The 24,885-nt window shown below is 64.9% G+C and carries 24 protein-coding genes; 3 read left to right on the top strand and 21 right to left on the bottom strand.

Annotation, left to right across the window (positions count from 1 at the left end; genetic code table 11):
• The first annotated feature begins 31 nt into the window (after positions 1-31).
• Positions 32-1,183: a pyridoxal phosphate-dependent aminotransferase gene (locus M1D74_RS06175; RefSeq protein ID WP_309070592.1), complete on the top strand. Its 1,152-nt coding sequence runs from the start codon at positions 32-34 to the stop codon at positions 1,181-1,183.
• On the opposite strand, the gene rbfA is transcribed toward M1D74_RS06175, so the two are convergent.
• The 5 genes from rbfA to rimP all read right to left on the bottom strand — a co-directional run bounded on the left by rbfA (position 1,180) and on the right by rimP (position 6,865).
• A complete protein-coding gene (gene rbfA / locus M1D74_RS06170; RefSeq protein WP_309070593.1) occupies positions 1,180-1,629 on the bottom strand; it encodes a 30S ribosome-binding factor RbfA in 450 nt (149 codons plus the stop codon). The two genes, M1D74_RS06175 and rbfA, sit on opposite strands and share 4 nt — an antisense overlap.
• Before the next feature lie 118 nt (positions 1,630-1,747).
• Positions 1,748-4,687 (bottom strand): translation initiation factor IF-2, encoded by a 2,940-nt coding sequence (gene infB / locus M1D74_RS06165; protein WP_309070594.1) that lies wholly within the window; start codon positions 4,685-4,687, stop codon positions 1,748-1,750.
• A gap of 204 nt (positions 4,688-4,891) precedes the next feature.
• Entirely contained in the window at positions 4,892-5,170 is a 279-nt protein-coding gene (locus M1D74_RS06160) for a YlxR family protein (RefSeq protein WP_309123945.1), read from the bottom strand.
• Between the two features lie 75 nt (positions 5,171-5,245).
• Complete coding sequence (gene nusA / locus M1D74_RS06155; RefSeq protein WP_458116855.1) at positions 5,246-6,217, bottom strand: transcription termination factor NusA; 972 nt, start codon at positions 6,215-6,217, stop codon at positions 5,246-5,248.
• 30 nt (positions 6,218-6,247) lie between these two features.
• Positions 6,248-6,865 carry a ribosome maturation factor RimP gene (gene rimP / locus M1D74_RS06150; RefSeq protein ID WP_309070597.1) on the bottom strand — a complete coding sequence of 206 codons (618 nt, stop codon included), beginning with the start codon at positions 6,863-6,865 and terminating at the stop codon, positions 6,248-6,250.
• A gap of 105 nt (positions 6,866-6,970) precedes the next feature.
• Between rimP and M1D74_RS06145 the strand changes: the two genes are divergently transcribed.
• Entirely contained in the window at positions 6,971-8,065 is a 1,095-nt protein-coding gene (locus tag M1D74_RS06145; RefSeq protein ID WP_458116854.1) for a DUF4439 domain-containing protein, read from the top strand.
• Between the two features lie 9 nt (positions 8,066-8,074).
• A complete protein-coding gene (locus tag M1D74_RS06140) occupies positions 8,075-9,079 on the top strand; it encodes an aminoglycoside phosphotransferase family protein (RefSeq protein WP_309070599.1) in 1,005 nt (334 codons plus the stop codon).
• Between the two features lie 7 nt (positions 9,080-9,086).
• Here the strand turns inward: M1D74_RS06140 and M1D74_RS06135 are convergent, their stop codons facing one another.
• The 16 genes from M1D74_RS06135 to M1D74_RS06060 all read right to left on the bottom strand — a co-directional run bounded on the left by M1D74_RS06135 (position 9,087) and on the right by M1D74_RS06060 (position 24,885).
• Positions 9,087-9,881, bottom strand: coding sequence for a TSUP family transporter (locus tag M1D74_RS06135; RefSeq protein WP_309070600.1), 795 nt, complete (start codon positions 9,879-9,881; stop codon positions 9,087-9,089).
• 10 nt (positions 9,882-9,891) lie between these two features.
• Complete coding sequence (locus tag M1D74_RS06130; RefSeq protein WP_309123942.1) at positions 9,892-11,691, bottom strand: proline--tRNA ligase; 1,800 nt, start codon at positions 11,689-11,691, stop codon at positions 9,892-9,894.
• A gap of 111 nt (positions 11,692-11,802) precedes the next feature.
• A complete protein-coding gene (locus M1D74_RS06125; RefSeq protein ID WP_458116853.1) occupies positions 11,803-12,573 on the bottom strand; it encodes a hypothetical protein in 771 nt (256 codons plus the stop codon).
• Between the two features lie 43 nt (positions 12,574-12,616).
• Complete coding sequence (locus M1D74_RS06120) at positions 12,617-13,396, bottom strand: GNAT family N-acetyltransferase (protein WP_309070603.1); 780 nt, start codon at positions 13,394-13,396, stop codon at positions 12,617-12,619.
• A gap of 67 nt (positions 13,397-13,463) precedes the next feature.
• On the bottom strand, positions 13,464-14,630 hold the full coding sequence (gene ispG, locus M1D74_RS06115) for a flavodoxin-dependent (E)-4-hydroxy-3-methylbut-2-enyl-diphosphate synthase (protein WP_309070604.1): 1,167 nt from the start codon (positions 14,628-14,630) through the stop codon (positions 13,464-13,466).
• Between the two features lie 63 nt (positions 14,631-14,693).
• Positions 14,694-14,990, bottom strand: coding sequence for a YciI family protein (locus M1D74_RS06110; protein WP_309070605.1), 297 nt, complete (start codon positions 14,988-14,990; stop codon positions 14,694-14,696).
• 17 nt (positions 14,991-15,007) lie between these two features.
• Positions 15,008-15,442: a hypothetical protein gene (locus M1D74_RS06105; RefSeq protein ID WP_309070606.1), complete on the bottom strand. Its 435-nt coding sequence runs from the start codon at positions 15,440-15,442 to the stop codon at positions 15,008-15,010.
• A complete protein-coding gene (locus tag M1D74_RS06100; RefSeq protein ID WP_309070607.1) occupies positions 15,442-16,062 on the bottom strand; it encodes a MarR family transcriptional regulator in 621 nt (206 codons plus the stop codon). The genes M1D74_RS06105 and M1D74_RS06100 overlap by 1 nt, the downstream gene beginning before the upstream one ends.
• Before the next feature lie 64 nt (positions 16,063-16,126).
• Positions 16,127-17,476 carry a M50 family metallopeptidase gene (locus tag M1D74_RS06095; protein ID WP_458116852.1) on the bottom strand — a complete coding sequence of 450 codons (1,350 nt, stop codon included), beginning with the start codon at positions 17,474-17,476 and terminating at the stop codon, positions 16,127-16,129.
• Positions 17,477-17,504: 28 nt separating this feature from the next.
• Complete coding sequence (gene dxr / locus M1D74_RS06090) at positions 17,505-18,710, bottom strand: 1-deoxy-D-xylulose-5-phosphate reductoisomerase (protein WP_458116851.1); 1,206 nt, start codon at positions 18,708-18,710, stop codon at positions 17,505-17,507.
• Between the two features lie 100 nt (positions 18,711-18,810).
• Complete coding sequence (locus M1D74_RS06085) at positions 18,811-19,623, bottom strand: HpcH/HpaI aldolase/citrate lyase family protein (RefSeq protein WP_458116850.1); 813 nt, start codon at positions 19,621-19,623, stop codon at positions 18,811-18,813.
• A complete protein-coding gene (locus M1D74_RS06080; RefSeq protein ID WP_458116849.1) occupies positions 19,616-20,143 on the bottom strand; it encodes a MaoC family dehydratase in 528 nt (175 codons plus the stop codon). Before M1D74_RS06080 ends, M1D74_RS06085 begins: the two co-directional genes overlap by 8 nt.
• Entirely contained in the window at positions 20,133-20,789 is a 657-nt protein-coding gene (locus tag M1D74_RS06075; protein WP_458116848.1) for a CoA transferase subunit B, read from the bottom strand. Before M1D74_RS06075 ends, M1D74_RS06080 begins: the two co-directional genes overlap by 11 nt.
• 2 nt (positions 20,790-20,791) lie before the next feature.
• On the bottom strand, positions 20,792-21,592 hold the full coding sequence (locus tag M1D74_RS06070) for a CoA transferase subunit A (protein ID WP_458116847.1): 801 nt from the start codon (positions 21,590-21,592) through the stop codon (positions 20,792-20,794).
• Between the two features lie 42 nt (positions 21,593-21,634).
• Positions 21,635-22,795 carry an acyl-CoA dehydrogenase family protein gene (locus tag M1D74_RS06065; protein ID WP_309070614.1) on the bottom strand — a complete coding sequence of 387 codons (1,161 nt, stop codon included), beginning with the start codon at positions 22,793-22,795 and terminating at the stop codon, positions 21,635-21,637.
• On the bottom strand, positions 22,792-24,885 hold the full coding sequence (locus M1D74_RS06060; protein WP_458116846.1) for an ATP-binding protein: 2,094 nt from the start codon (positions 24,883-24,885) through the stop codon (positions 22,792-22,794). The genes M1D74_RS06065 and M1D74_RS06060 overlap by 4 nt, the downstream gene beginning before the upstream one ends.

Genomic DNA, 24,885 nt, shown 5'->3' with positions numbered 1-24,885 from the left:
CTTCCCGCCCGTCACTCGCTACGATGCCCGTATGCCGTCCATCGCCAAGCACGTCGAGAACCTTCCCTCCAACCAGATTCGGGAGATCACCCAGGCCGCGTGGGCGACGCCCAACGCCGTCGTACTCAGCATCGGCGAGCCGGGGTTTCCCGTTCCCCGCCACATCCTCGACGCTGGAATCGCCGCGCTGGACAGGGACGACACGAATTACACACCGAATGAGGGCCTCGCTGTGCTGCGTCAGGGTTTCGCGGCACGCTTCGGAACAGTGAACGGTGTGGATGTCGACCCGTCACGGGTCTACGTGACTGCCGGTGCGCAACAGGGCCTGCACCTGGCCATGAGCATGCTGCTTGAGCCTGGGGACGAAGTCCTCATTCCCAACCCGGGCTACCCGACCTTCATCATGACTGCCCAGCTGGTGCACGCTCGCGCTGTCGACTACCCCCTCCGCCCGGACAACGGGTTCCAGCCGAAGATCAGCGACCTGGAGCAGCTGGTGAACCCGAGAACCCGGCTTCTCGTGCTGAATTCCCCCTCGAATCCGCTCGGCGCCGTCTTCAGCGAGGACCTCACCAGGGAGCTCGTGGAGTTCGCTGAACGCCACGACCTGTGGATTCTCTCGGATGAATGCTACGAAGCGTTCACCTACGGCGTTCCGCACGTGAGCCCTGCACGCTTCGAGGGAACGCCGCGGCGTGTGCTGACCTCACTCACCCTGTCAAAGACGTTCGGGCTGACGGGACTGAGGATAGGAGCGCTGATTCTGCCGGACGGGCTGGGGCAACAGTTCAACGCGGTGATGGAATCCATCGTCTCCTGTGTCGGAGCGTCGCCCCAGTATGCGGCGATCGCTGCCTTGACCGGACCCACCGACTACATTGAAACGGCGGCCGCTCACTACCGTTCCAACCGGGACGCGGCGACGTCGGTGCTTCGTTCACTCGGGATTCCCTACCTTGAGGCGCAAGGAGCGTTCTACCTGTGGGCCGACATGTCCCACGCGACCGGGGGCGATGTGCGCTCCTGGGTCCGGACCTTCCTCGCGGAGCAGAGCGTCGCGGTCGCTCCGGGAACTGCCTTCGGTTCCAACGGAGAGGGGTGGATCCGCATCGCGCTCTGTACAGACAAGGAAAGCCTGCTCACCGGAGTGAGCAGGCTTCCTGGGCGCAAACAGGACTAACGCGACTCGTCGTCCCGGTCGTCTTCCTCACCGGGCTTGCGGTACGGATCAGCATCGCCGGCAAAAGCGGCCTTCCGAGCGAGTTCCGCAACTTCCGCGTCCCGTTCCTTCGCGGTGCGCAGCAGATCTTCGAGATGGCTTGCGTTGACCGGGATCTCGTCCGGAACAAACTCGAGCGTGGGGGTCAAACGGGCCGTGATGTTCCTGCCCACCTCAGAGCGGAGCACACCCTTCGCTGATTCCAGCGCCTTGTGCACTGCGGCCTGTTCCTCTGACTCGCCGAACACCGTGTAGTAGATGGTGGCGTGCTGCAGGTCGTTGGTGACCCTGGCGTCAGTGACGGTGACCGCTTCAAGCCGGGGGTCCTTGACCCGACGGCGGAGGGCTTCGGCGACAATGACCTTGATGCGCTGCGCCAACCGTGCGGCGCGTGCGGCGTCTGCCATGACTTCTCCTTACTTCCTCCCCTCAGGGAGCGACAACGACGACGGCGGCAATGGCCCGTCGTCGGAATGGGGCAGGAAGCGGGGCCGCTGCATGCAGCGGCCCCGCCTGAGATGAACCCTAGACCCGAGGCTTCTCGCGCATCTCGTAGGTCTCCACGATGTCGCCTTCCTTGACGTCGTTGAAGGAGCCCAGACCGATACCACATTCGAAGTCCGTCCGGACCTCGGTGGCATCGTCCTTGAAACGGCGCAGCGACTCGACGGTGAGGTTGTCGCCAACCACGACCCCGTCACGGATGAGACGTGCCTTCGAATTCCTGCGAATTACACCGGAACGAACGATCGAGCCTGCAATGTTGCCGAACTTGGAGGACCGGAAGACTTCCCGGATCTCGGCAGTGCCGAGTTGCGCTTCCTCGTACTCCGGCTTGAGCATGCCCTTGAGCGCCAGCTCGATGTCATCAATTGCTGCGTAGATGACCGAGTAGAAGCGCAGGTCCACGCCTTCGCGGTCGGCAAGCTCGGCCACACGCTCAGCGGGCCGAACGTTGAAGCCGATGATGATCGCGTTGTCGACAGTTGCCAGGTTGACGTCGTTCTGCGTGATGGCACCCACGCCGCGGTGGATGACGCGCAGGGCGACTCCTTCGCCGACGTCGATCTTGAGCAGCGAGTCCTCGAGGGCTTCGACCGCACCCGAAACGTCACCCTTGAGGATGAGGTTGAGGGTGTCAACCTTGCCCTCGGCGACGGCCTGGTCGAAGTCTTCCAGGCTGACGCGCTTGCGGCGCTTGGCCAGCGCCGCGTTGCGGTCTGCTGCCTCACGCTTCTCAGCGATCTGACGGGCGGTGCGCTCATCCGACGTAACCAGGAAGGTGTCGCCTGCACGGGGCACTGTGGACAGACCCAGTACCTGTACCGGACGGGACGGACCCGCCTCCGAGACGTTTTCGCCGTCCTCGTTGAACATCGCACGGACACGTCCGTGAGCGATACCCGCGACGATGGTGTCGCCGACCGTCAGCGTTCCCGACTGGACCAGCACGGTCGCTACTGCGCCGCGGCCCTTGTCGAGGTTCGCTTCGATGGCAATTCCGCGGGCGTCCTTGTTCGGGTTGGCTCGCATGTCGAGCGCCGCGTCCGCCGTGAGCAGTACCGCTTCGAGCAGTTCGTCGATTCCCTCGCCCCGCAGCGCGGAGACGTGCACGAACATGGTGTCGCCGCCGTACTCTTCCGGAACCAGACCGTATTCAGTGAGCTGACCCTTGACCTTGTCCGGGTTAGCCCCTTCCTTGTCGATCTTGTTCACTGCAACGACGATCGGAACGCCGGCCGCCTGGGCGTGGTTGAGCGCTTCAACGGTCTGAGGCATGACGCCGTCATCCGCAGCCACAACCAGCACGGCGATATCGGTCACCTTTGCGCCACGGGCACGCATGGCGGTGAACGCCTCGTGACCCGGAGTATCGATGAAGGTGATCGCGCGGTTGTCGCCCTCGTGCTCGTGGTCGATCTGGTACGCGCCGATGTGCTGGGTAATGCCGCCGTGCTCGCCTGCCACGACGTTCGACTTGCGGATCGCATCCAGCAGTCGGGTCTTACCGTGGTCGACGTGGCCCATGACCGTTACCACCGGCGGACGTGCTTCAAGCTGCGCGTCACCTTCAGCGTCAAGCTCTGCATCCAGGTCGATGTCGAAGTTCTCGAGCAGCTCACGCTCCTCGTCCTCCGGGGACACAACCTGGATCTTGTAGCCGAGCTCGTCACCGAGAACCTCGAACGTTGCTTCATCCAGCGACTGGGTTGCCGTAGCCATCTCACCGAGGTGGAAGAGCACGGTCACCAGAGCTGCGGGGTTCGCATCGATTTTCTCGGCAAAGTCAGTGATCGACGATCCGCGGCGCAACCGGACAACAGTGCCGCCGTCGCCGCGGGGAACGCTGACGCCGCCCAGCGACGGGGCTGACATCTGCTCGAGCTCTTGCCGCTTCGCCCGCTTCGACTTGCGCTGCTTGCCGCGACCGGCACCACCCTTACCGAAGGCACCGGCAGTACCGCCGCGTCCGCGGCCGCCCTTGCCGAAACCGCCGCCGACCGGCGCTCCGCCGCCGCCACCGGCTCCAGCACCGGCACCAGGGGCTCCACCGGGACCACGACGAGGTCCGGCACCGGCAGCTCCACCGCGACCGGGAGCCGCGGGGCGCTCGGTACGGTTCGGCATCATGCCGGGAGTCGGCCGGGCTCCGCCGGCACCACCGGGACGCGGTGCACCGGGGCGGGGTGCTCCCGGACGCGGTGCTCCCGGACGGGGACCGCCCGCACCGGCGGCGGGACGCGGACCGCCCGCTCCGGCAGCCGGACGGGGTGGTCGCTCGTCATCGCGGCGCCCTCCTGGACGCGGCATGCCCTGCGATGTTGCAAAGGGGTTGTTGCCCGGACGGGGGCCGCCGGCACGATCGCCGTCACCACGCCCGGATCGGGGCATGCCCTGGGACGTTGCGAAGGGGTTGTTGCCGGGGCGGGGACCGCCTGCACGATCACCACCGGGGCGAGCTGCTCCGGGGCGTGCCGACGTCGGCCGTGCGGCTGCAGGCTTCGGGCCAGGCTTACGGTCAGTTCCGGAATCGCTGGTGGAACCGGATTCGGGGGCTGCCGGAGCCTCTGGAGCCGGCTTCGCAGCAGCAGGTGCCTTGAACGCCGGGGCTGCAGGTGCCTGCTCGCGGGGTGCCTCGGGCGCCGGAGTTGCCGATGCCGCCGGTGCTGCGGGCTTCTCGGAAACCGGTGCCGGGGCGGGCGCCGGAGCCGGAGCAGCCGGAGCCGGTCGCGGGGACGCTGCTGCCTTGGGCGCGGGCTGGGGAGCTCGCGCCGGTGTTGATGCGGGCGCCTTGGCGGCTGCCGGCGCATCGGGGAAAGCACCGCGAAGTTTCTTCACGACGGGGGCTTCGATGGTTGAGGATGCCGACCGGACGAATTCGCCCAGTTCCTGCAGCTTTGCTACTGCATCCTTTGAGGTAATGCCGAGCTCTTTTGCAAGCTCGTGTACGCGGACCTTGGCCACATTTCTCCTTCTCGGTCCGCACCGAGTAAGGAGCGAACCGTCTAATTCCTACTGCAGACCCCAACCGCCGAAGCAGTTGACGCGCCGATTGCAGAGCTCAACAGATTGTTCATCGTTGGGCACTCATGGCTGGGTACTCATCGGGTTTCCATCAGTTTTCTGACCCGCTTTCAGGGAGGACGGTGTTCATACAGGACAGCCCCATCAGGAGTTGCCCTGGAGTGTGTGCAGCCAATGTTCCACGCTCTGCGTATCCACCGGGCCCCGAAAGGCGCGGTTGAACGCTTTGCGTTTGAGCGCGAGCTCCACACAGGACGGCCGGGGGTGCAACCAGGCACCCCTGCCCTCCAGCCGACGGCGAAGATCCACCTCAGCGACGCTGACGCCGCCACGGTTAACCGCTGACCATCGAACCAGAGAGACTTGGTCGTCACGGCCCCGGCAACCGATGCAGGTTCGTACCGGCTGGTGGCGTAACGACATAAGCCCTATCCATTCTAGCGCCATGGACGTCGATATGACGCATTGGCAAATTGTCGAGGAAAGTTCCCCGCTGCCTCAGGCTCCGGCGGCGTCCGACGCAATGTCGATGCGCCATCCGGTCAGCTTCGCTGCAAGCCGCGCGTTCTGGCCTTCCTTGCCGATAGCGAGAGACAACTGGTAGTCAGGCACGACGACACGTGCGCTGCGGGTTTTCTCATCCGTGATGGTCACTGACGAAACGCGCGACGGCGACAATGAGCTGGCGATGAAGGTCGCCGGATCATCGCTGTAGTCGACGATGTCGATCTTTTCGTCGTTGAGCTCATTCATCACCGCGCGAACGCGGGAGCCCATCTCGCCGATGCAGGCACCCTTCGCATTGACCCCCGGAACGTGGGCTTTCACCGCGATCTTGGTGCGGTGGCCGGCTTCCCGCGCCAGCGCCACAATCTCCACGCTCTTGTCCGCAATCTCGGGAACCTCGAGTTCGAAGAGTTTCCGCACGAGGTTGGGGTGCGACCGCGACAGTGTGATTGACGGACCCTTCATCCCGCGGTGCACGTCGATCACATAAGCACGCAGACGGGTGCCGTGGAGGTACTTTTCACCGGGAACCTGCTCCGGCGGCGGTAGCAGCGCTTCCACCGTTCCTAGATTCACCTGGATCATGTGCGGGTTGTTGCCCTGCTGGATCAGGCCGGCTACCAGCTCGCCCTCCTTGCCACGGAACTCACCCAGGATGTTGTCGTCCTCGGCGTCGCGCAACCGCTGAAGGATGATCTGACGCGCGGTGCTCGCCGCGATCCGCCCGAAACCGGTGGGCGTGTCATCGTACTCACCCACTGCTACGCCGTCGTCGTCGACTTCCGTCGCCCAGATGGTGACGTGGCCGGTCCGACGGTCCAGCTCCGCCCGGGCAATATCCTGTGCACCGGTGGTCTTGTGATACGCAACCAGCAACGCCTGCTCGATCGTTGGGATCAACAGGTCAAGGGGAATTTCACGCTCGCGTTCAAGTAGCCGCAGAGCGCTCATATCTATGTCCATTGGGGGCCTCCTCAGCAACCAGCGGTGTAATCAGTCATTGTCGCCGCCGGATTCCTCGGCATCAGCGTGGGTGAACTCAACCTGAACGGTACCCTTGCGGATTTGGTCGTAGGGAATCTCCCGGTCTTCACCGAATTTGGGCTTGGTGCCCTTCTTGACGGTCAAGAGCGGTGTGAGGGAAATCGACTGCTCCTCAGCAGCGATCAACCGCCCCTCAAGTACTTCACCGTCTACCAGCTTTACGTCCACCAGCCGGCCGACGTTCCGTCGCCAGTGTCGCGGCTCTGTGAGCGGCCGGGAAACACCCGGCGATGAAACTTCCAGATTGTAGGGACGTCCGTCGTCGCCGGGATCGTTGTCGAGGGCATTCGAGACGCTCTGCGAAACTTCGGAAATGGTGTCGAGGCTCACTCCCTCAGCGCCGTCGTCCGGTAGGTCGACAACTACGTGCAGTGTCCGGTGGCTTCCGGCGATGCGGACCTCGACGTCTTCGAGGATCAACTTGTGCTGCTCCACGGTGGGCCGCAGAAAATCCCTCAGCCGCTGGGCTTCAGCTGCGGCGTTGAGGTGTGCGGGAGTCTCACTACGGCCGTATGCCGGAGCCTTTTGCCTTTCGGCAGTGGTCTGCTTGCCGGACCTAACAGCCATTGCCGCCTCCCGCTCGATGATCTTGTAGCTACTACCCTAACGACTTTATGACAGGTCGGTGAATGGCACACCACACGGGTCTCTCGCATGGCATGATGATCGGTTGTGACGCAATCGAATGACCGTTCCGCCACCACCGGCAGCGGCTTCGGTGGAGCAGTTCGGCGTGTCCTGCGGACGGTCGTGCTGATGCTTGTTCTCCTGCTCGTCGCGTCAATCGGTTTGGTCATCGGCAAGGGTTCTCCGGACCGCGTACCGAGTGCAGAGGAAGTCGCCCTTAGCGGCGCCTCCACCGCGGCCAACGGCCTGGCATCCACCGCCACCGCCCTGGAGCGGACAGTACCTGTGACCAACGGCTCGGACTATGCCGAGCTTGCGGAGATGTTCGGGATACATGCCCTCGCGCTCCGGCCCGCCGGCGCGACGGAATCGCCCTCCCCCTCCGTCTCCCCCGTCGTAAGTTCGACGCCGTCGCCTTCCACCGCGACAACGACGCCGGCACCTTCCCCTGCTGACCTGCTGGCCGAGCTGACAGCCTCCTATACCGAGAGCTTCGAAGCTGCCGCCACAGTGGAACCGGGCCCTTCCCGCGTCCTGGCGTCGGCGGCAACTGCGCAATGGCTCCAGAGCCGGGAGCTTGCCGGGCGCCTCGACGCCGCCGTTCCCGGGATTCCGGTGCCCGAAGTGCACCATGACGACCTCACTGAACCGGCGTGCCCGCTGGAAACCACTACGTTGGAGGAGCCGGAGCCCGGCCTGGATGGTGCACGGACGGCGGTGTTGGCGGAACAGCGTGCCTCCTATGCGTATGAGGTGATCGCCGCCCGTGCCGACGATCCCGCACCTTTCCTTCGGCGGATGGCGCAGCACGAGAGCGCAGCCGCCCTGGGTGCCGCCGTACTGGCGCAGCACTGCGTCGCCGAGCCGCTCCCGGCAGCCGCCTACGCCCTCGACGACAGCTTCCAGTCGGCGCCCGACGACGCGCTGCGGGAGCTTGAGAGCGGGTTGACAGTTACCTACGCCGACCTCGTCGGAGTCAGCGCACCGGGACCTGTGCGTGAGTGGGCGCTGCGCCAACTCGTTGAAACGGCCCAGCACCTCGCCGAGTCCGTGGAAGGAACGTCGCCCAAGGACGCCCCGGGAATACTGCCCGGGATCGACCCGGTCGAGTATCCACGCTTGCCGGAGCCTGCCAGCTAGTCTTGACGGGTGGACGCACTCAACATCGAGCTCCCGCGCACCTTGGTGCGCAGGGTCCTGAGCCTGCCAAGCGGCAGGGCGTGGCTGGAGTGCTGGGCCGGCATCGCCGAGCGTTACCTGGACCAATGGGATCTGGTTCTCGAGCTGGAACCGGAGGCTGCACCGTGGACAGGACACTGCGCCGTCGTGCTTCCCGTTGCCTGTGCCGACGGGCGTCCCGCCGTCCTCAAGATCACAGCCCCGCACGCGGAGGCCGCAGCCGAGCCTGAGGCTCTGGCGTTGTGGGACGGCCGCGGAGCCGTTGAACTGCTCGACAGTGCCGGCGACGATTTCGTGCTGCTTCTTGAGCGGCTCGACGGCGATTCATCTCTTGCGGAGCTGCCCCTGAACGAGACCACAGAGATTTGGGGATCGATCATGCGCCGGCTTTCCATCAGGCCTGGCGGTTCCACAGGACCGGACCCGAGATGGTTGTCCATCCCCTCCGTCGCCGATCAGGCTGAGCAGTGGACGGACACGTTGCCGCTCGAGTGGGAGATGCTTGGGCGGCCGTTCGACCGCTGGCTGCTGGAGTACGCCCTTGAGGTGTGCCAGGTGCATGGGGCGGTGGGCCGGCGCCGGGACCACGACGTGCTTGTTCACTCCGATCTGCACTACCTGAACATCCTGCCGGTACCCGAGCGGCCCCGTCAGTTCCTCGCGATCGATCCCAAGCCGGTGTTGGGAGATGCAGAGTTCGCTGTAGCCCCGATGCTGTGGAATCGGATCAGCGACCTGTCGGAATCTGACCCGGCGGCGCACCTGCGCGACCGGTGCACCGACCTTGCACTCGCCGCGGGTCTGGATGCCATGCTGGCCAGAGACTGGTCGGTGGTCCGGGAAGTGGAGAACGCGCTGGGCTACCTCCGCGAGGGGAAAGCCGACGACGCCGACCGCTCGCTGTGGGTCGCGAGCAATCTTCTGCGCAAGCCGCTGGGGCACCTGCCGCCGGCTGGCCGCCTTGCCGCCCCGTAACCGTCACTCAGCGAATGTTCTCGACCCACACGTCATAGCCGAGCTTCAGGATGAGGGCTCCGACGACCACCAGGAACACCGCTCGGATGAAGGTACTGCCCTGGGTGATCGCCATCCGGGAACCGACATAGCCGCCAACCATATTAGCCAGGCCCAGGATCAGGCCGACGCCCCACAGCAAGGAGCCGTTGGGCAGGAAGAAGACCAACGCACCGAAGTTGGTGGCCATGTTCACGATCTTTGCCTTCGCGCTGGCGCCCAGGAAGCTGTATCCGAGCAGGGTGACCATTGCGATGATCAGGAATGAACCTGTACCCGGTCCGATCAGACCGTCATAGAAGCCGATGACCAGCCCGATCGCGCCGGCCGTCCCGTAGTGCCGGTGACCGGTGTGCCTCAGCTTGGTGAGGGTGCCGACGGTCGGACGGAATGCGGTGAAGATGGCCACCGCCACCAGCGCAACGATGATGATGGGCTTGAACACCGACGCCGGAAGCGACGCCGCGAGGACAGCACCGCCGAAACTGCCGATGAGCGCGATGACCGCCATCGGCACCGCGGTCCGAAGGTCCGGTCTCGCGCGCCGGAAGAAGGTGACGGCGCTCGTCGTCGTGCCGAAGATGGAACCCATCTTGTTCGTGGCCAAAGCCTGCACGGGGGTAATGCCCGGCACCATCAGCAGTGCGGGCAGCTGAATCAGCCCTCCGCCGCCCACCACGGCATCAACCCAACCGGCGGCGAAGCCCGCCACCACGACGAGCACGATTGTAGCCAGCTGGATTTCTTCCAGCCCGGACATCACCGTGAGCGCCTCAGGCGCGGGCGAGCGTCAGCAGATGCTCGACGACGTCTGCCACAGCTACATTCCCGCTCTCACCTGTTCGGCGGTCCTTGACCTCCACCTGGCCCTCAGCCAGCCCACGGCCGACGACGACGATGGTCGGAATACCGATCAATTCGGCATCGCCGAACTTCACGCCCGGAGATACCTTCTGCCGGTCGTCGTACAGAACGCTCAGGCCCCTGGCCTCCAGTTCGGCTGCCAGTTCCTCGGCGGCAGCGAAGATCTCAGAGCCCTTGCCCGTCGCGACGAGGTGGATATCTGCCGGTGCCACGTTGCGCGGCCAGATGATGCCCTTGTCATCGCGGTTGGATTCCACCAGCGCTGCCACTGCACGCGTGACGCCGACGCCGTAGGAGCCCATGGTGACCGTTGTCAGCTTGCCGTTCTGGTCAAGGACCTTCAGATGGAGCGCCTCAGCGTACTTCCGTCCGAGCTGGAAGATGTGTCCCATCTCGATTCCACGCTGTGCGCGGAGCGGACCGGAGCCATCCGGGGCTTCGTCACCTTCACGCACTTCAACTGATTCGATCACGCCGTCCCACGTGAAGTCACGGCCGGCAATGAGGCCGAAGACGTGCTTTCCCTGGACGTTTGCCCCGGTGACCCACGCGGTGCCGGAGACGACCCGCGGGTCGACCAGGAAGGGAAGGCCGGTAGCGCTCTTCGAGCCCAGCACCGCTGAATCGGGGCTGAGGCCCGGACCGATGTATCCCTTCACCAGCCCCGGGCGCTTTTTCAGGTCCTCGTCGGTGGCTGCCTCAACGGCAACCTCACCGCCGACAGACAGGTGGACGGCGATGTTGGCCTCAATACGCTTCAGGTCGACGTTCCGGTCGCCCGGGACTCCAACAACCACGAGCTCGCGCTCACCCGTGGGCAGAACTGCCGCGAGCACGACGTTCTTGAGGGTGTCAGCAGCAGTCCACGGGCGGTCCTCACGCGGCAGGACTGAGTTGGAGTGGTCGACCAGCGTCTCGATGGTCGGGGTATCAGGCGTGTCCCGTACCTCGGCGGCGGGCGCATCGGCGTAGTCAAGCTCGGCCGGCACCACCGTGGTGACGGCTTCGACGTTCGCCGCGTATCCGCCGTCGGACACCACGAAGGTGTCCTCTCCGATGTCGGAAGGATGCAGGAACTCCTCGCTGCGGGAGCCTCCCATCGCTCCGGCGGTGGCGGCCACCGGGATCACCTCAAGCCCAAGCCGGGCGAAGATCCGCAGGTAGGCCTCACGGTGCAGCTCGTAGCTGCGCTCAAGACCGGCGTCGTCGACATCGAAGGAGTAGGAATCCTTCATGATGAATTCGCGTCCGCGGAGGAGCCCTGCCCGCGGCCGGGCCTCATCGCGGTATTTGGTCTGGATCTGGTAGAGGCTGAGCGGCAGGTCCTTGTAGGAGTTGTACAGGTCCTTGACGAGCAACGTGAACATTTCCTCGTGGGTGGGCGCCAGGAGATAGTCCGCATCCTTGCGGTCCTTCAGGCGGAAGATGCCCTCGCCGTACTCGGTCCAGCGGTTGGTGGCCTCGTAAGGCTCCTTGGGCAGCAGCGCAGGAAAGTGAACCTCCTGAGCGCCGATGGAATCCATCTCCTCGCGGATGATCGTCTCCACCCTGGCGAGGACTTTCAGTCCGAGCGGCAGCCAGCTGTAGATGCCCGGAGCGGCACGGCGGATGTAACCGGCGCGCAGCAGCAAGCGGTGGCTCGCCACCTCAGCTTCGGCGGGATCTTCGCGCAGCGTGCGCAGGAAAAGAGTGGAGAGTCGAAGGACCACGCTTGGAATCCGTTTCTTTGGCACTTTCTGCCGCGGATGAAGGGAGTACGGCGGCAGTAAACAACACCTACCAATCTAACCGGTCCGGCGGACTGTAAATGACACCGCAGTTCAGCGGAGCCGCAGCTCCGCCACGACCAGGTCAGTCAGCTTCTCCGCCCGGGCGACGTCGGCTTCCGGATCCGTTGAGCTCCCCACGAGCACGTCCACCACTGTGCTGCCCACCGCGGCCCTGACCGTGATTGACTGCTGGATGGTCCCGGGCACCTGGGCGGTGGTGCGCAGGGCCAGGGTTTCGTCTGCCGCGGTATTCGCTGAGATCTGCTCCACGGTCGTACGGACGGACTGGTTGGAGATGTCCATGGTGAACTCGGAGCAGGGACCCAACTGCTTCCGGCTCGCCTGCACCTGTGCACGCGCCGCCTCTGCCGACGCGAAACTCGACAGGCTGACGGTGTCGGGCTGCAGGGATGACTCCCCCGCGAAGGTCATCGCACCGCGGCTGGCCCCTTCCGACACGTCGGGACTGGATTCGATGTAGGCGTGGCACTCCTCGGGAGTCACCGTGATGCCCGCGACCTGTTGAGCGGCTTCCTTCTCGCGGGTGCGGATTTCTGCGTCCGGAATTACCTGGGCATTCAGGGATTCCGCCTCGTCCACAGCAGTGAGCACCGCAACCAGCTCCGCGGGGCCCAGCTGGGAACCGTCTTGCGGCGCGCCGCCGGTACCGGGATCCGGCTGGCCCGTACCGGGCTCAGCGGAGGATGCGGTGTTCGTGGGCGTCGATGATGCCGCCGGCTCTTCTTCGACCGGCGCGCCGGTGCAGGCGGCCAGCGCGAGGACAACGGCGAGTGCGACGCCGATGCGATGCGCGCTGGTCATGACAAGCCTTTCGCGGCGGGACTGGAGAGGAACGGACCGGAGGTCAGAAGAGGACGGTAGCGAAGAGACCTGACTGCCTGAATCCGACGGTCCTGTACAGCGCCAATGCCCGGGAGTTGAAGTTGTTTACGTACAGGCTGGCGACCGGCGCCAGTTTGAGCGCCTCGTTCACGACGGCGGACATATAGCCTGCGCTAAGTCCCTGTCCGCGATACACCGGGTTGACCCAGACACCCTGGATCTGCGCTGTGCTGGCCGACACCGTTCCCAACTCCGCCTTGAAAATCACCTGGCCGTCGTCGTCGAAATCCACCAGCGAGTGGCGCCTGCGAATAAGGCTGGCCACCCGCCGTCGGTAGTGTTCCTCGCCTCCGATGTACGGGGAGTATCCCACCTCCTCTTCGAACATGGCCGCGCAGGCTGGAAGGATTCTCTCCAGCTCCTCACTTCGCGTGTGGCGGAGCGTCGGCGTCGGGCGAACGGGCGAGGGCTCACTGATCTCGAGCAGCGGCTGCTCGGCACGTACGTCGAACGGGTCGGGGCTGTAGGGACTGAAGGTGGACCAGATACCCATCACGCTCTCCGCCGGACCGAAGATGGAGGAAAACCGCCGTCCGCTTTCGCCGAGCAGCGTGCCCAGTGCCGCGGCGTCATCACCTGCCATCCCGATGGGGACCAGGTTGACTCCTGTCCAGCAGGCGGAAAGCATCCGGGAGCCGCGGAACGCCCCGATCACTTCCCCGCCGGACGACGACGGCGCGGCCGTGCCGGACGCCTCGAGGTGCGCGGCCATGAAAACGTTGGCCGTGCTGTCCGAGTTCACCAACTCCCAGAGAGGTGGCGTGTCCCTCCCCGTGAGAGTCCGAAAGGCTACTCCACTCGGGGACTGTCTACCGGACGGTAACCACGGGGCCACCCGAGCCAGCAGTTTCGCCATCGGCTTCGCCCATCTCTTCGGCAATCCTCATTGCTTCTTCAATGAGTGTCTCAACAATCTGGTCCTCAGGAACAGTCTTGATGACTTCTCCCTTGACGAAGATCTGGCCCTTGCCGTTTCCGGAAGCCACACCGAGGTCGGCTTCGCGTGCCTCACCCGGACCGTTGACCACGCAACCCATCACGGCAACTCGAAGGGGAATCTCCATACCCTCGAGACCGGCAGTCACCTGGTCGGCGAGGGTGTACACATCCACTTGGGCGCGGCCGCAGGAGGGACAGGACACAATTTCCAGCTTGCGCGGACGCAGGTTCAGCGACTGGAGGATCTGGTTTCCGACCTTGATTTCCTCAACGGGGGGTGCCGACAGGGAGACCCGGATGGTGTCACCGATTCCCTTGGAGAGCAACGCGCCGAAGGCTGTAGCGGACTTGATGGTGCCTTGGAACGCAGGCCCGGCTTCGGTGACCCCGAGGTGCAGCGGCCAGTCGCCCCGTTCAGCCAGCAGTTCGTAGGCCCTCACCATCACAACAGGGTCGTTGTGCTTGACCGAAATCTTGAAATCGTGGAAGTCGTGTTCCTCGAACAACGATGCTTCCCAGACAGCGGACTCGACGAGCGCCTCGGGGGTCGCCTTGCCGTACTTTTCCATCAACCGGGGGTCGAGCGAACCGGCGTTGACGCCGATGCGGATGGACGTGCCTGCAGCTTTGGCGGCGGCCGCGATTTCCTTCACCTGATCGTCGAACTTTCGGATGTTTCCCGGGTTCACACGGACCGCGGCGCAGCCGGCGTCGATCGCGGCGAAGACGTACTTCGGCTGGAAGTGGATGTCAGCGATCACGGGGATCTGCGACTTCCTCGCGATGATGGGCAACGCTTCGGCATCGTCGGCAGACGGGCACGCCACGCGGACGATGTCGCAGCCCGACGCCGTCAGTTCAGCGATCTGCTGGAGCGTCGCGTTGATGTCGGTAGTGGGAGTAGTGGTCATCGACTGGACGCTGATTGGTGAGTCCGATCCAACGCCTACAGACCCCACCTTGATCTGGCGGGTTTTGCGCCGAGGCGCCAGGGTGGGCGGCGGAGCGGCGGGCATTCCGAGGTTGACCGAGGTCAAAGCATCCTCCAGGGATAGGTAAGGCTTGGTGGGGAGGGACGGATCCTGGGTGCGGCAGGCCGGCTACCGGTCCGCGTGCTCCGAGAGAACTCCGATGACGGGGTTCCACTGTGTTGTCTTGACCGCGGAGATGACGCCCGCGGTTGCGAAAGGATCCTGCTTCAGGAGGTCGCTCAGCTCAGCTTCGCTGCCTGCAACGAAGAGCAGCAGCGCCCCTGCGTTGTCTGCGAAGGGGCCGGATGCCAGGACGTTTCCCTTGCTGACCAGCTGGTTCAGCCATTCGCGGTGCGCGGGGCGATGCTCATCCCGGCTGGCTGCGGATTCGGCACCATACACGTACTCGACTGCAAAAACACTCATGTCTCCACCCTACGTGATCAGAGGAGATAGACCGCTGTGAGGCCCGCGACAGCGCACGCCCACAGCAGGGATGTCAGCGTCCCGATGATGAAACGTTCGGCGGCTGCAGGGGTTTCTTTGAGCTCCGCATAGCGCCCGAGACCTTTGATTGCCACGACGTAGGCGATAGCCACCGGCTCATTGAGGAGGATCGCCAGCGCAACACCGGTCCGTTCGAGGATGCCGATCACGAGTCCACCGCGAAGAACCCCCGGGGTGTCCGGAGCCGACTCGTGGAGAGCAACCTCGGCTTCCGGCGTCGACTCTACGTCCGTTGCGGAAACGTCCGGTCCGGGGACGGACTGGTTCTGCTGCTCATCCACGGCCCGCGCGAGGCGCAGGACGGCCAGCGTGATGGGTGAGCCCAGCAAGCCGGCAGCGAGCAGCGCCAGAAATCCCCACAAAATCTCCATTATTTTCTTCCCCCATCTGCGGCCGGGTGAACATTCTCCTCCGCCAGCTGCAACAATACTGCGGCAGCGGGACGAGCCGCCCATTCCTCGATCCATGCTGAGCGGGAGACCGCCTTGCTCACTGCCTGGGGGCTGATGTCCAGTGCCCGGGCGACCGCCGACTGGCTTCCCCTCTGCTGGGGCTCAAGAAGGTCCAGGATGCGCCACTCCGCTTCGGACCGGTTCATGACGAATCGCCCGATGAGCGACAGCACACCTTCAGCTTCGGCGGCGCCGTGGCGGCCTTCCACCGCGAGCGGGGCGCGGTCCGCCGTCTTCTTGGCGCGTTCGACGGCGGCCCTCGCCGCGACGAAGGCGCTTCCGCGCCCCTCCCGCGGGCTTGCCGGTAAGGGAAGTTCCACGGTGCCGATGCCTATTCCCACGTACCATCCGCCGTCGCGCACGCACCGAAGGGTCGCTTCGACGACCGCCTCGGCTGATCCCAGGACACCCTGGATCTCATCGCCGACTGAGCGTTCGAAGGACACCTCCGAGGGCACGTCTTCGAGACAAGCCAGCAGGTCCGGGACCCGGTCCCCTGTGTGGGTGCTGTCGCGTTGGTCGATCGTCAGGACGTACATCGTTCAACCATAGGAGGTTGAATTACATAATTCAACCTAGAAAGGGTGAAATGTGCAATTCAACCTAGCCGAAGAGATTCACCGGCTTGACGATGTCTGCGTAGATCAAGAGGGCGCCCATCCCCATTAGCAGGACTGCGACGGCATACGTGACGGGCAGGAGCTTTGCCATATCAAACGGGCCCGGGTCCGGCCGTTTGAACAGTCTGGCAATACTCCGGCGCAGACCTTCCCACAGAGCTCCGGCGACATGGCCGCCGTCGAGCGGCAGGAGCGGGATCAGGTTGAACACGAACAGCGCAAGGTTCACGCCTCCCACCAGACCCACGAGCGTCGCCGCCCGGGCTTCGAAAGGAATTTCCTCCATGGCGGACACCTCGCCTGCAATACGCCCCACACCCACTACGCTGATGGGGCCCTCCGGATCGCGCGGCGCGTCAGAGAATGCGGCTTCAGCCACCTGAGCCACCCGCTGCGGCAGATTCAGTACGACCCCGGTCACCCGGACCAGGCTATCCCCCACCGCGGGCATGACCTCCGACGCCGGCTGCGGCACCAGTTCCTGCTGGGAGCCGACGCCGATGAAACCGACCTCCTGCATGACCGGTGTGCCGTCCGCGTTCAGGAGTGCCCTCCCATCGATGTCCGGAACGGGTCGTTCGGTCAGCAGGGGCTCGATCGTCGAACTGAAGGTCTCGCCGTCCCGGACATAGGTGATGGGTACCTCCCGGCCGGCAGCGTCGCGGATCCAGGAAGAAAGTTCCATCCAGCCGGTCACCTCGCGTCCGTCGAAGGTGACAATGCGGTCGCCCGGCTTCAGGCCCGCCTCAAACGCGGGCGCGGCCGGGTCTGCGGGTCCGCAGTCGGTCTGTCCGGTTTCCTGCTGCTGGTCGGCGGGCACAACGCATTGGTAGACCTCGGAAACTGTGGTGGTGGGCTGCGCGGACCCGAATCCCATGATGAGGATGGCGAACATGACAATGCCGATCAGCAGGTTCATCACCGGCCCACCGAGCATGATCACAATGCGCTTCCAGATGGGCAGCTTGTAGAAGACGCGGTTTTCATCGCCCGGACGAAGCTGCTCAGCGGCCGCCTGGCGGGCGTCGGCCGCCAGTTGCTGGAACATTCCGGTGCTGGACTGACGGACCGCTGCACCGCCGTCGACCGTTTTCGCGGGCGGGAACATGCCGATCATGGAGACGTAGCCGCCCAGTGGGAGGGCCTTCACGCCGTACTCCGTCTCACCCCTGCGACGCGAGAAGATTGTGGGACCAAACCCGATCATGTACTGCGTAACGCGCACCCGAAAAAGCTTCGCGGGAACCAAGTGGCCCACTTCGTGCAGCGCGATGGACGCTGCAATGCCGACAGCCACGAACAGCACGCCGGCTATGAACAGCACAATGGTCACTCGTCAGATCCTTCTTGGTGGTTGCATTTCAATCCTGGAAGCCACAACGAATCCGCGCGCTGCGCCGTGCCCACGCCTCTGCGTCGAGTACGGACTCAAGGGTGACGTCGGAGTCGCTCGTGTGGCTTTCGACGACGGCGCGTACCGTATCCACGATGTCCGTGAAGCCGATCCGTCCGGCATGGAATGCCGTTACTGCCTCTTCGTTGGCGGCATTGTAGACCGCCATATGGGTCCCGCCGAGGGCCGAGGCGTCCTTCGCCAGTGCGACGGCCGGGAACGCTTCCTCATCCAGCGGTTCGAACGTCCACCAGGTTGCTTTGGTCCAGTCGCAGCCCGCGGCCGCTCCGCTCACCCGGTGCGGCCAGCCGATGCCAAGGGCGATGGGCAGGCGCATATCCGGCGGGGAGGCCTGGGCGAGAGTAGACCCGTCGATGAATTCGACCATCGAATGGACCACCGACTGGGGATGGACGACGACGTCAATACGGTCGAGGGGTACGTCGAACAGCAGGTGCGCTTCGATGACTTCGAGAGCCTTGTTGACCATCGTCGCCGAGTTGGTGGTCACCATGAGTCCCATGTCCCAGGTGGGGTGCGCGAGAGCTTCCGCCGGGGTGACCGAGGACATTTGCGCACGTGACCGGCCGCGGAATGGGCCTCCGGAGGCGGTGAGGACAAGCCGTTGCACTTCGTCGGCGGTGCCGGACCGGAGTGCCTGCGCGATCGCAGAGTGCTCGGAGTCGACGGGCACGATCTGCCCTGGGCGGGAGGCGTCCCGGACCAGCTGCCCACCGGCAATGAGTGACTCCTTGTTGGCCAGTGCCAGCAGGTGGCCTTGCTTCAGGGCTGCGAGGGTGGGTGCGAGTCCGATCGACCCGGTGATGGCATTGAGGACGACGTCGGCCTCCGGCCAGGCGGCAAGATGCGTTGAGGCATCGGGGCCCGCGAAGATCTCCGGCCGGTACGACGGCTTGCCGGAAGCGCGGGCGGCGTCGTCGATGGCGGTCTTGAGTTCTTCAGCGGAGGCGACTGCAGCCGCCACCACGGGGGCTTCGGTTTCCACGGCCTGTGCGGCCAGCAGCAACAGGTTCGATCCGCCGGCTGACAACCCGGCAACCGTGAAAAGCTCCGGTGACTGCGCGATGACATCGAGTGCCTGGGTGCCGATTGAGCCGGTGGATCCAAGAATGACGACGCGGCGCGGACCAGTCTGGGCTCGTGGGTACTCCATTCCTCCAGTATCGCGTACCCCTCCCGATGTGTTGACTTGGCAGGACACGTCCCTTTTGGCTCGCTCTTCGGGGTGTGTCCTGCCAACTCAACGCGGAAGGTCAGGTGCGCTGTGCCCGCCGCAGGGTCTGCTCGGCGTGGCGAAGGATGGGCCCGTCGACCATCTTGCCCCGGAACGTGAACACTCCGCCGTGGCGCTGCGCCTCGGCCAGCACGTCGCGAGCGAACTGCTCTTCCTCGGCCGAGGGACGGTACGCATCCCGAACGATCTGCACCTGACTGGGGTGGATGCACGCCTTCATACCGAATCCGGAGGCGACAGCGTCGCGTGCTTCCTCGGCAAGTCCGTCGACGTCCGGAATGTTGACGTAGACCGCGTCGACGGCCTGCTTGCCCGCTGCTGCAGCCGCCAGGAGCACAGTGGAGCGGGCGTGTCTGGCAATGTCGCGGTAGCCGCCGTCGTCCTTGCGGCTGGCGGTGCCGCCGAGCGAAGCCACCAGGTCCTCCGCTCCCCACATGAGGGCGACGACGTTGGGCTCCTCAGCCAGCTCGCTCGCTTTGAGCACGCCGCGTGCCGTCTCACACAGCGCAACGACGTGGAACCCGTTCAGCGCCCACAGGTCCTCGCCGCCTTCGGCTTTGGCCAACATGATCGTCCGGTACGCCGTCTCCCGGAGTGCCTGGAGGTCCAGTGCGAACTCGTGGCTCTGAGCGGGGTTGACTCGCACGATGGTCTTCGCCGGATCGAGCGGATGCGAAATCAACGCTTCGCGGGCCGCAGCCTTGCGCTCGGGAGCTACTGCGTCCTCCAGATCGAGGATGACTGCGTCAGCCCGTTCCGCCGCCTTGCTGTACCGCTCAGGCCGGTCACCGGGACAGAAGAGCAGGGCCGGGCCCATCGTGAAGTCAGTCATGGACGCCGTGTCCCTCTCCGTGCCCCTCTCCGCGCGCAACTGAGGACCACATCAACACCGTCCGGGTGGCCAGGGCCACGACCTCGCCGTGCTGATTGCGTCCGGTGTGCTTCATGGTCACCAGTCCCTGCCCCGGACGGGACTTCGACGGCCGCTTCTCCGTGATCTCGGTCTCCGTATACAGGGTGTCACCGTGGAACAGCGGTTTGGGAAACGAGACATCCGTCAGGCCCAACTGCGCCACGATTGTGCCCTGTGTCAGCTGGGCAACTGACTGCCCGACGACGGTGGCAAGGGTCAGCATCGAATTCACCAACCGCTGGCCGAACGGTTGCTCAGCGCTCCATGCCGCATCGAGGTGCAGCGCCTGGGTATTCATGGTCATGGTGGTGAACAGGACGTTGTCCGCCTCCGTGAGCGTCCTGCCCGGGCGGTGTGCATAGACCACTCCGGTGTGCAGTTCGTCGTAGTAGAGCCCACGCTGCACGACGGATCGTGGTGCAGGACTCTCACTCGTCATCGAGGTCGACCTCCACCGGCGCACCCGTAACCGCCAGTACCTCATCGACACTCACTCCCGGAGCCGTCTCGCGGAGGACCAGCGTGCCGCCGTCGCGCTCGTGGTCGACATCGATCACCGCAAGGTCCGTGATGATGCGGTCCACACAGCCCTTGCCCGTCAGCGGAAGCGAGCAGCGCTGGACGATTTTGGGGTTCCCGTTGCGGTCGACGTGCTCCATCATGACGATCAGGCGCTTGGCTCCGAATACAAGGTCCATGGCGCCGCCCATGCCCTTGACCATCTTTCCCGGGATCATCCAGTTGGCCAGGTCGCCGTTGGCAGCAACCTCCATGGCACCCAGGACTGCGAGGTCGACGTGGCCGCCGCGCACCATCCCGAACGAGGACGCGGAGTCGAAGAAGGCCGAGCCCTTGTTGACGGTGACGGTCTCCTTTCCTGCGTTGATCAGGTCCGGATCCAGCTGGTCCTCTGTGGGGTAAGGCCCGACGCCGAGAATCCCGTTCTCGGAGTGAAGCACCACTTCCACTCCGGCGGGGATGTAGTTGGGGATCAGGGTGGGCATACCGATGCCCAAGTTGACGTACTGCCCGTTCTCCAGTTCCTGCGCCACCCGGGCGGCGAGTTCATTCCGTGTCAGCGCCATGATCAAAGCTCCTTCGCCTGGCTGGAGGTTTCCGCGGGGGCGGACGACGCAGCGTCGAGGGACACTGTCCGCTTCTCGATCCGCTTTTCAATGTTCGGTGTGTGGACTACCCGCTGCACGAAGATACCCGGCGTATGAATGTGTTCCGGATCCAGTTCACCCGGCTCCACCAGTTCCTCCACCTCGGCGATGGTGATCCTGCCTGCCTGCGCACACAGCGGGTTGAAGTTCATGGCAGTTGCGTGGAAGACGAGATTGCCGTGACGGTCGCCCTTCCAGGCGTGCACCAGCGCGAAGTCGGGATTTACTGACTCCTCCAGCACGTAGTCCTGTCCGCCGAATTCCCGCACTTCCTTGGGTGCTGACGCAATGGCGATGTTGCCGGCGTCGTCATACTTCTGCGGCAGGCCGCCTTCGCTCACCTGTGTGCCCACGCCGGCCGTCGTATAGAAGGCGGGGATGCCCGCCCCGCCGGCGCGCAGCTTCTCCGCAAGCGTTCCCTGGGGGGTCAGGACCACCTCGAGTTCGCCGGCAAGGTACTGCCGGGCGAACTCCTTGTTCTCGCCGACGTAGGAGCTGATGGTGCGCCGGAGACGATGGTCATCAAGCAGTTTGCCGAGGCCCCAGCCGTCCACTCCGCAGTTGTTGCTGATGGTCTCAAGCTCCTTGGTCCCCTGTTCATGCAGCGCGTCAATCAGCGCTACCGGAATCCCACAGAGTCCGAACCCGCCAACGGCCAGGGACGCTCCATCCGGAATGTCCGCTACGGCCTCGGCTGCTGAGGCGACGACTTTGTCTATCACTGCTTCTCCCTTACAAATCGATCAGCTCGGTGAGCTGGGTGGTCAGAGTCCGAGCTCGCGGGCGATGAGCATCAGCTGCACCTCGGTGGTTCCTTCTCCGACCTCAAGGATCTTCGAGTCACGATAGTGGCGGGACACCGTGAACTCATTGATGAACCCGTATCCGCCGAAAATCTGCGTGGCGTCACGGGCGTTATCCATCGCTGCCTCGCCTGCGACCAGCTTAGCGATGGACGCCTGCGTCTTGAACGGCTTGCCTGCCAGCATCCGGGCAGCGGCGTCGTAATAGGCGAGGCGCGCGGTATGGGCCCTCGCCTGCATCCGCGCAATCTTGAACTGGATGGACTGGTAGGCACCGATATTGCTGCCGAAGGCCTGGCGTTCCTTGGCGTACCGGATTGACTCCTCGACGCAGCCCTGGGCGGCACCGGTAGCGAGGGCAGCGATTGCGATGCGGCCCTCGTCGAGAATCTGGAGGAAATTCGCGTAACCGCGGCCGCGGGTGCCGAGGAGGTTCGCTTCCGGGACGCGGACGTCCTTCAGGGTCAGTGGGTGCGTATCTGATGCGTTCCAGCCGACCTTGTTGTATGCCTTTTCGGCGGTGAATCCTGGCGTATCGGTCGGCACGAGAAGGGTGGAAATTTCCTTCTTCACCGTGCCGTCGTCGCGCGTGGAGGTATCGGTGACTGCTGTCACGGTCACCAGACGGGTGATGTCGGTGCCCGAGTTGGTAATGAACTCCTTGGTGCCGTTGATCACCCACTCGCCGTCAATCAGTTTCGCGTTGGTCTTGGTTCCGGAGGCATCCGAGCCGGCCTCCGACTCGGTCAGGCCGAAACCGGCGAGCGCTTCACCGCTCGTCAGCATGGGCAGCCACTGCTGCTTCTGCTCTTCGGTCCCGAAGCGGTACACCGGCATCGCTCCAAGCGACACGCCTGCCTCGAGCGTGATGGCCACGGACTGGTCCACCCGCGCCAGCTGCTCAAGCGCGAGGCACAGGGCGAAGTAGTCGCCGTCCATGCCGCCGTACTGTTCGGGGAACGGGAGGCCGAAGAGTCCCAGTTCTCCCATCTGGGCGATCACCTTGTATGGGAAGCTGTGCTCTTCGTCGTGTTTGGCGGAGACCGGCGCTACGACCTGGTCTGCGAACTCCCGGACGGTATCAACAAGGTCCTGGTATTCCTCGCTCAGTTCAAAGTTCATGACTGGGGATCTTCCTGTTCTGGAGGGACGGGACCGGCGGCAGGATCTTCTGCGTCGCCGGACGGTACGGGGTGAATGCGGGCAACAACCTGATTCGCCGACACGAGGTCGCCCGGGCTGAGGGAGATGGCGACCGTTCCGGTAACGGCGGCGGTGAGCTGGTGCTCCATCTTCATCGCTTCGACCGTGACAAGGACCTGGCCCTCCGTCACGGGATCGCCGTCGGTGACATTCACGGTGATGACCGTTCCCGGCATCGGCGAGCGCACCTCGGGGTCGGCCGCGCCCTCAGGCCGGGAGACGGCTGCCAACTGCGCCTGCAGGACTTCCTCGCGTGTCAGCAGGCGAACGGGCTGGGACCAGCCGGCGTCGGTCAGCCAGAGCGTTGACCCGGCCCGAACCAGGCGCGTGTCCAACGTGACGCCGTCGACCACGGCGCGGGGAGCCCCACCGCTCGCAGGGGCAGGCAGTCGGGACACCTCGAAACGACTTCCGCCCACAGTGACGAGGCTTCGCTCGCCATCCCGTGTGATCGGGACGGTCTGCGGTGCTGAGCCTGCCACCTGGAGCTGGACCGGAGTAGGGGCGTGGACCCCTCCGAGCCGCCAGCCGTCGCCGGTGTGCCAGGGAGAGCCGGCACGACGGCGCGCGCCTCGGGTCACGCTTTCTTCAGCGAGTACGACGGCGGCCGCAGCCAACTCAGCACCGGCCGCCGTCCGGAAGGAGAGCCCTGGAAGCTTCCGCTCGATCAGGGTGGTGTCGAGTCTGCCGGCGCGGACGTCGTCGTCGTTGATGAGCAACCGCAGGTACTCGATGTTGGTGCGCAGTCCCGCGACCCTTGTCTGTGCAAGGGCACGGTCGAGGCGGTCAAGTGCCTGCGCGCGGGAATCAGCCCACGCGATGACCTTTGAGAGCATCGGATCGTAGGTCGGTGAGATCTCCAGCCCCGGCAGCAGGGCGCTGTCCACACGGATGCCTTCGCCGTGCGGTTCTGCGAGGTCGACGACGGTGCCCGCCGACGGAAGGAATCCGGCTTCCGCATCCTCCGCGTACACTCGCGCCTCCACGGCGTGGCCGGTGAGCACGACGTCGTCCTGCGCGAGCGTGAGCTTCTCATCCGCCGCGATGCGCACCTGCCACTCGACCAGGTCCACACCAGTGACCATTTCGGTGACGGGATGTTCCACCTGCAGCCTCGTGTTCATCTCCATGAAGAAGAACTCGTCGGGTGCGTCGTCGGACACGAGGAACTCCACGGTGCCGGCACCCACATAGTCGACACTGCGGGCCGCGTTGCAGGCCGCTTCACCGATGCGGGCGCGCGTTGCCGCGTCAAGCAGAGGTGAGGGTGCTTCTTCGATGACCTTCTGGTGCCTGCGCTGGAGCGAGCACTCCCGCTCCCCCAAATGAATGACGTTGCCGTAGGTGTCGGCGAGCACCTGCACCTCGATGTGCCGCGGGCTGCGGATCAGCCGCTCAAGGAACAGCGTGTCGTCGCCGAAAGCCGAAGCAGCCACCCGGCGTGCCGTCTGCAGGCTGCTCCGGAGGTCCTCCGGGTGGTCCACGGCGTGCATTCCCTTGCCGCCCCCGCCGGCGGAGGGCTTGATGAGCAGCGGGTAGCCCACGTGCCCGGCGGCTTCAACGAGATCGTCATCGCTGAGCCCGGGTTCGGCGATTCCGGGGACCACCGGCACGCCGAACCCGCTGACGTGGTTCTTCGACCGGATCTTGTCGCCCATGACGTTCAGGGCGCGGACGCGGGGGCCGATGAAGGCGATCCCTGCCTCCTCAAGGGCGCGGGCGAAGGCCTGGTTTTCGCTCAGGAACCCGTAGCCGGGATGCACCGCCCGCGCACCGGTCGCCTCGCAGGCGGCGACAATCGCCTCGATGTTGAGGTAGCTCTGTGCCGGTGAAGCGGGACCGATCCGTACCGCCTGATCCGCCTCACGAACGTGGCGGGCATCGGCGTCGGCGTCGCTGTACACCGCGACCGAGCGGATGCCGAGGGCCCGCAGCGTCCGGATCACCCTGCACGCAATCTCACCGCGATTGGCAACGAGGACCGTGTTGAAAAGTGCTGTGTCTGTCAT

The sequence above is a fragment of the Arthrobacter sp. D2-10 genome (genome assembly GCF_054161285.1).
This window is presented reverse-complemented; position numbering and strand designations above follow the sequence as displayed.

Coding starts and splice junctions, on each gene's coding strand:
- M1D74_RS06175 (WP_309070592.1), top strand. CDS start 32: ATGCCGTCCATCGCCAAGCACGTCGAGAACCTTCCCTCCAACCAGATT.
- rbfA (WP_309070593.1), bottom strand. CDS start 1,629: ATGGCAGACGCCGCACGCGCCGCACGGTTGGCGCAGCGCATCAAGGTC.
- M1D74_RS06160 (WP_309123945.1), bottom strand. CDS start 5,170: ATGTCGTTACGCCACCAGCCGGTACGAACCTGCATCGGTTGCCGGGGC.
- nusA (WP_458116855.1), bottom strand. CDS start 6,217: ATGGACATAGATATGAGCGCTCTGCGGCTACTTGAACGCGAGCGTGAA.
- rimP (WP_309070597.1), bottom strand. CDS start 6,865: ATGGCTGTTAGGTCCGGCAAGCAGACCACTGCCGAAAGGCAAAAGGCT.
- M1D74_RS06125 (WP_458116853.1), bottom strand. CDS start 12,573: ATGACCAGCGCGCATCGCATCGGCGTCGCACTCGCCGTTGTCCTCGCG.
- M1D74_RS06110 (WP_309070605.1), bottom strand. CDS start 14,990: ATGAGTGTTTTTGCAGTCGAGTACGTGTATGGTGCCGAATCCGCAGCC.
- M1D74_RS06105 (WP_309070606.1), bottom strand. CDS start 15,442: ATGGAGATTTTGTGGGGATTTCTGGCGCTGCTCGCTGCCGGCTTGCTG.
- M1D74_RS06100 (WP_309070607.1), bottom strand. CDS start 16,062: ATGTACGTCCTGACGATCGACCAACGCGACAGCACCCACACAGGGGAC.
- dxr (WP_458116851.1), bottom strand. CDS start 18,710: ATGGAGTACCCACGAGCCCAGACTGGTCCGCGCCGCGTCGTCATTCTT.
- M1D74_RS06085 (WP_458116850.1), bottom strand. CDS start 19,623: ATGACTGACTTCACGATGGGCCCGGCCCTGCTCTTCTGTCCCGGTGAC.
- M1D74_RS06080 (WP_458116849.1), bottom strand. CDS start 20,143: ATGACGAGTGAGAGTCCTGCACCACGATCCGTCGTGCAGCGTGGGCTC.
- M1D74_RS06075 (WP_458116848.1), bottom strand. CDS start 20,789: ATGGCGCTGACACGGAATGAACTCGCCGCCCGGGTGGCGCAGGAACTG.
- M1D74_RS06065 (WP_309070614.1), bottom strand. CDS start 22,795: ATGAACTTTGAACTGAGCGAGGAATACCAGGACCTTGTTGATACCGTC.
- M1D74_RS06060 (WP_458116846.1), bottom strand. CDS start 24,885: ATGACAGACACAGCACTTTTCAACACGGTCCTCGTTGCCAATCGCGGT.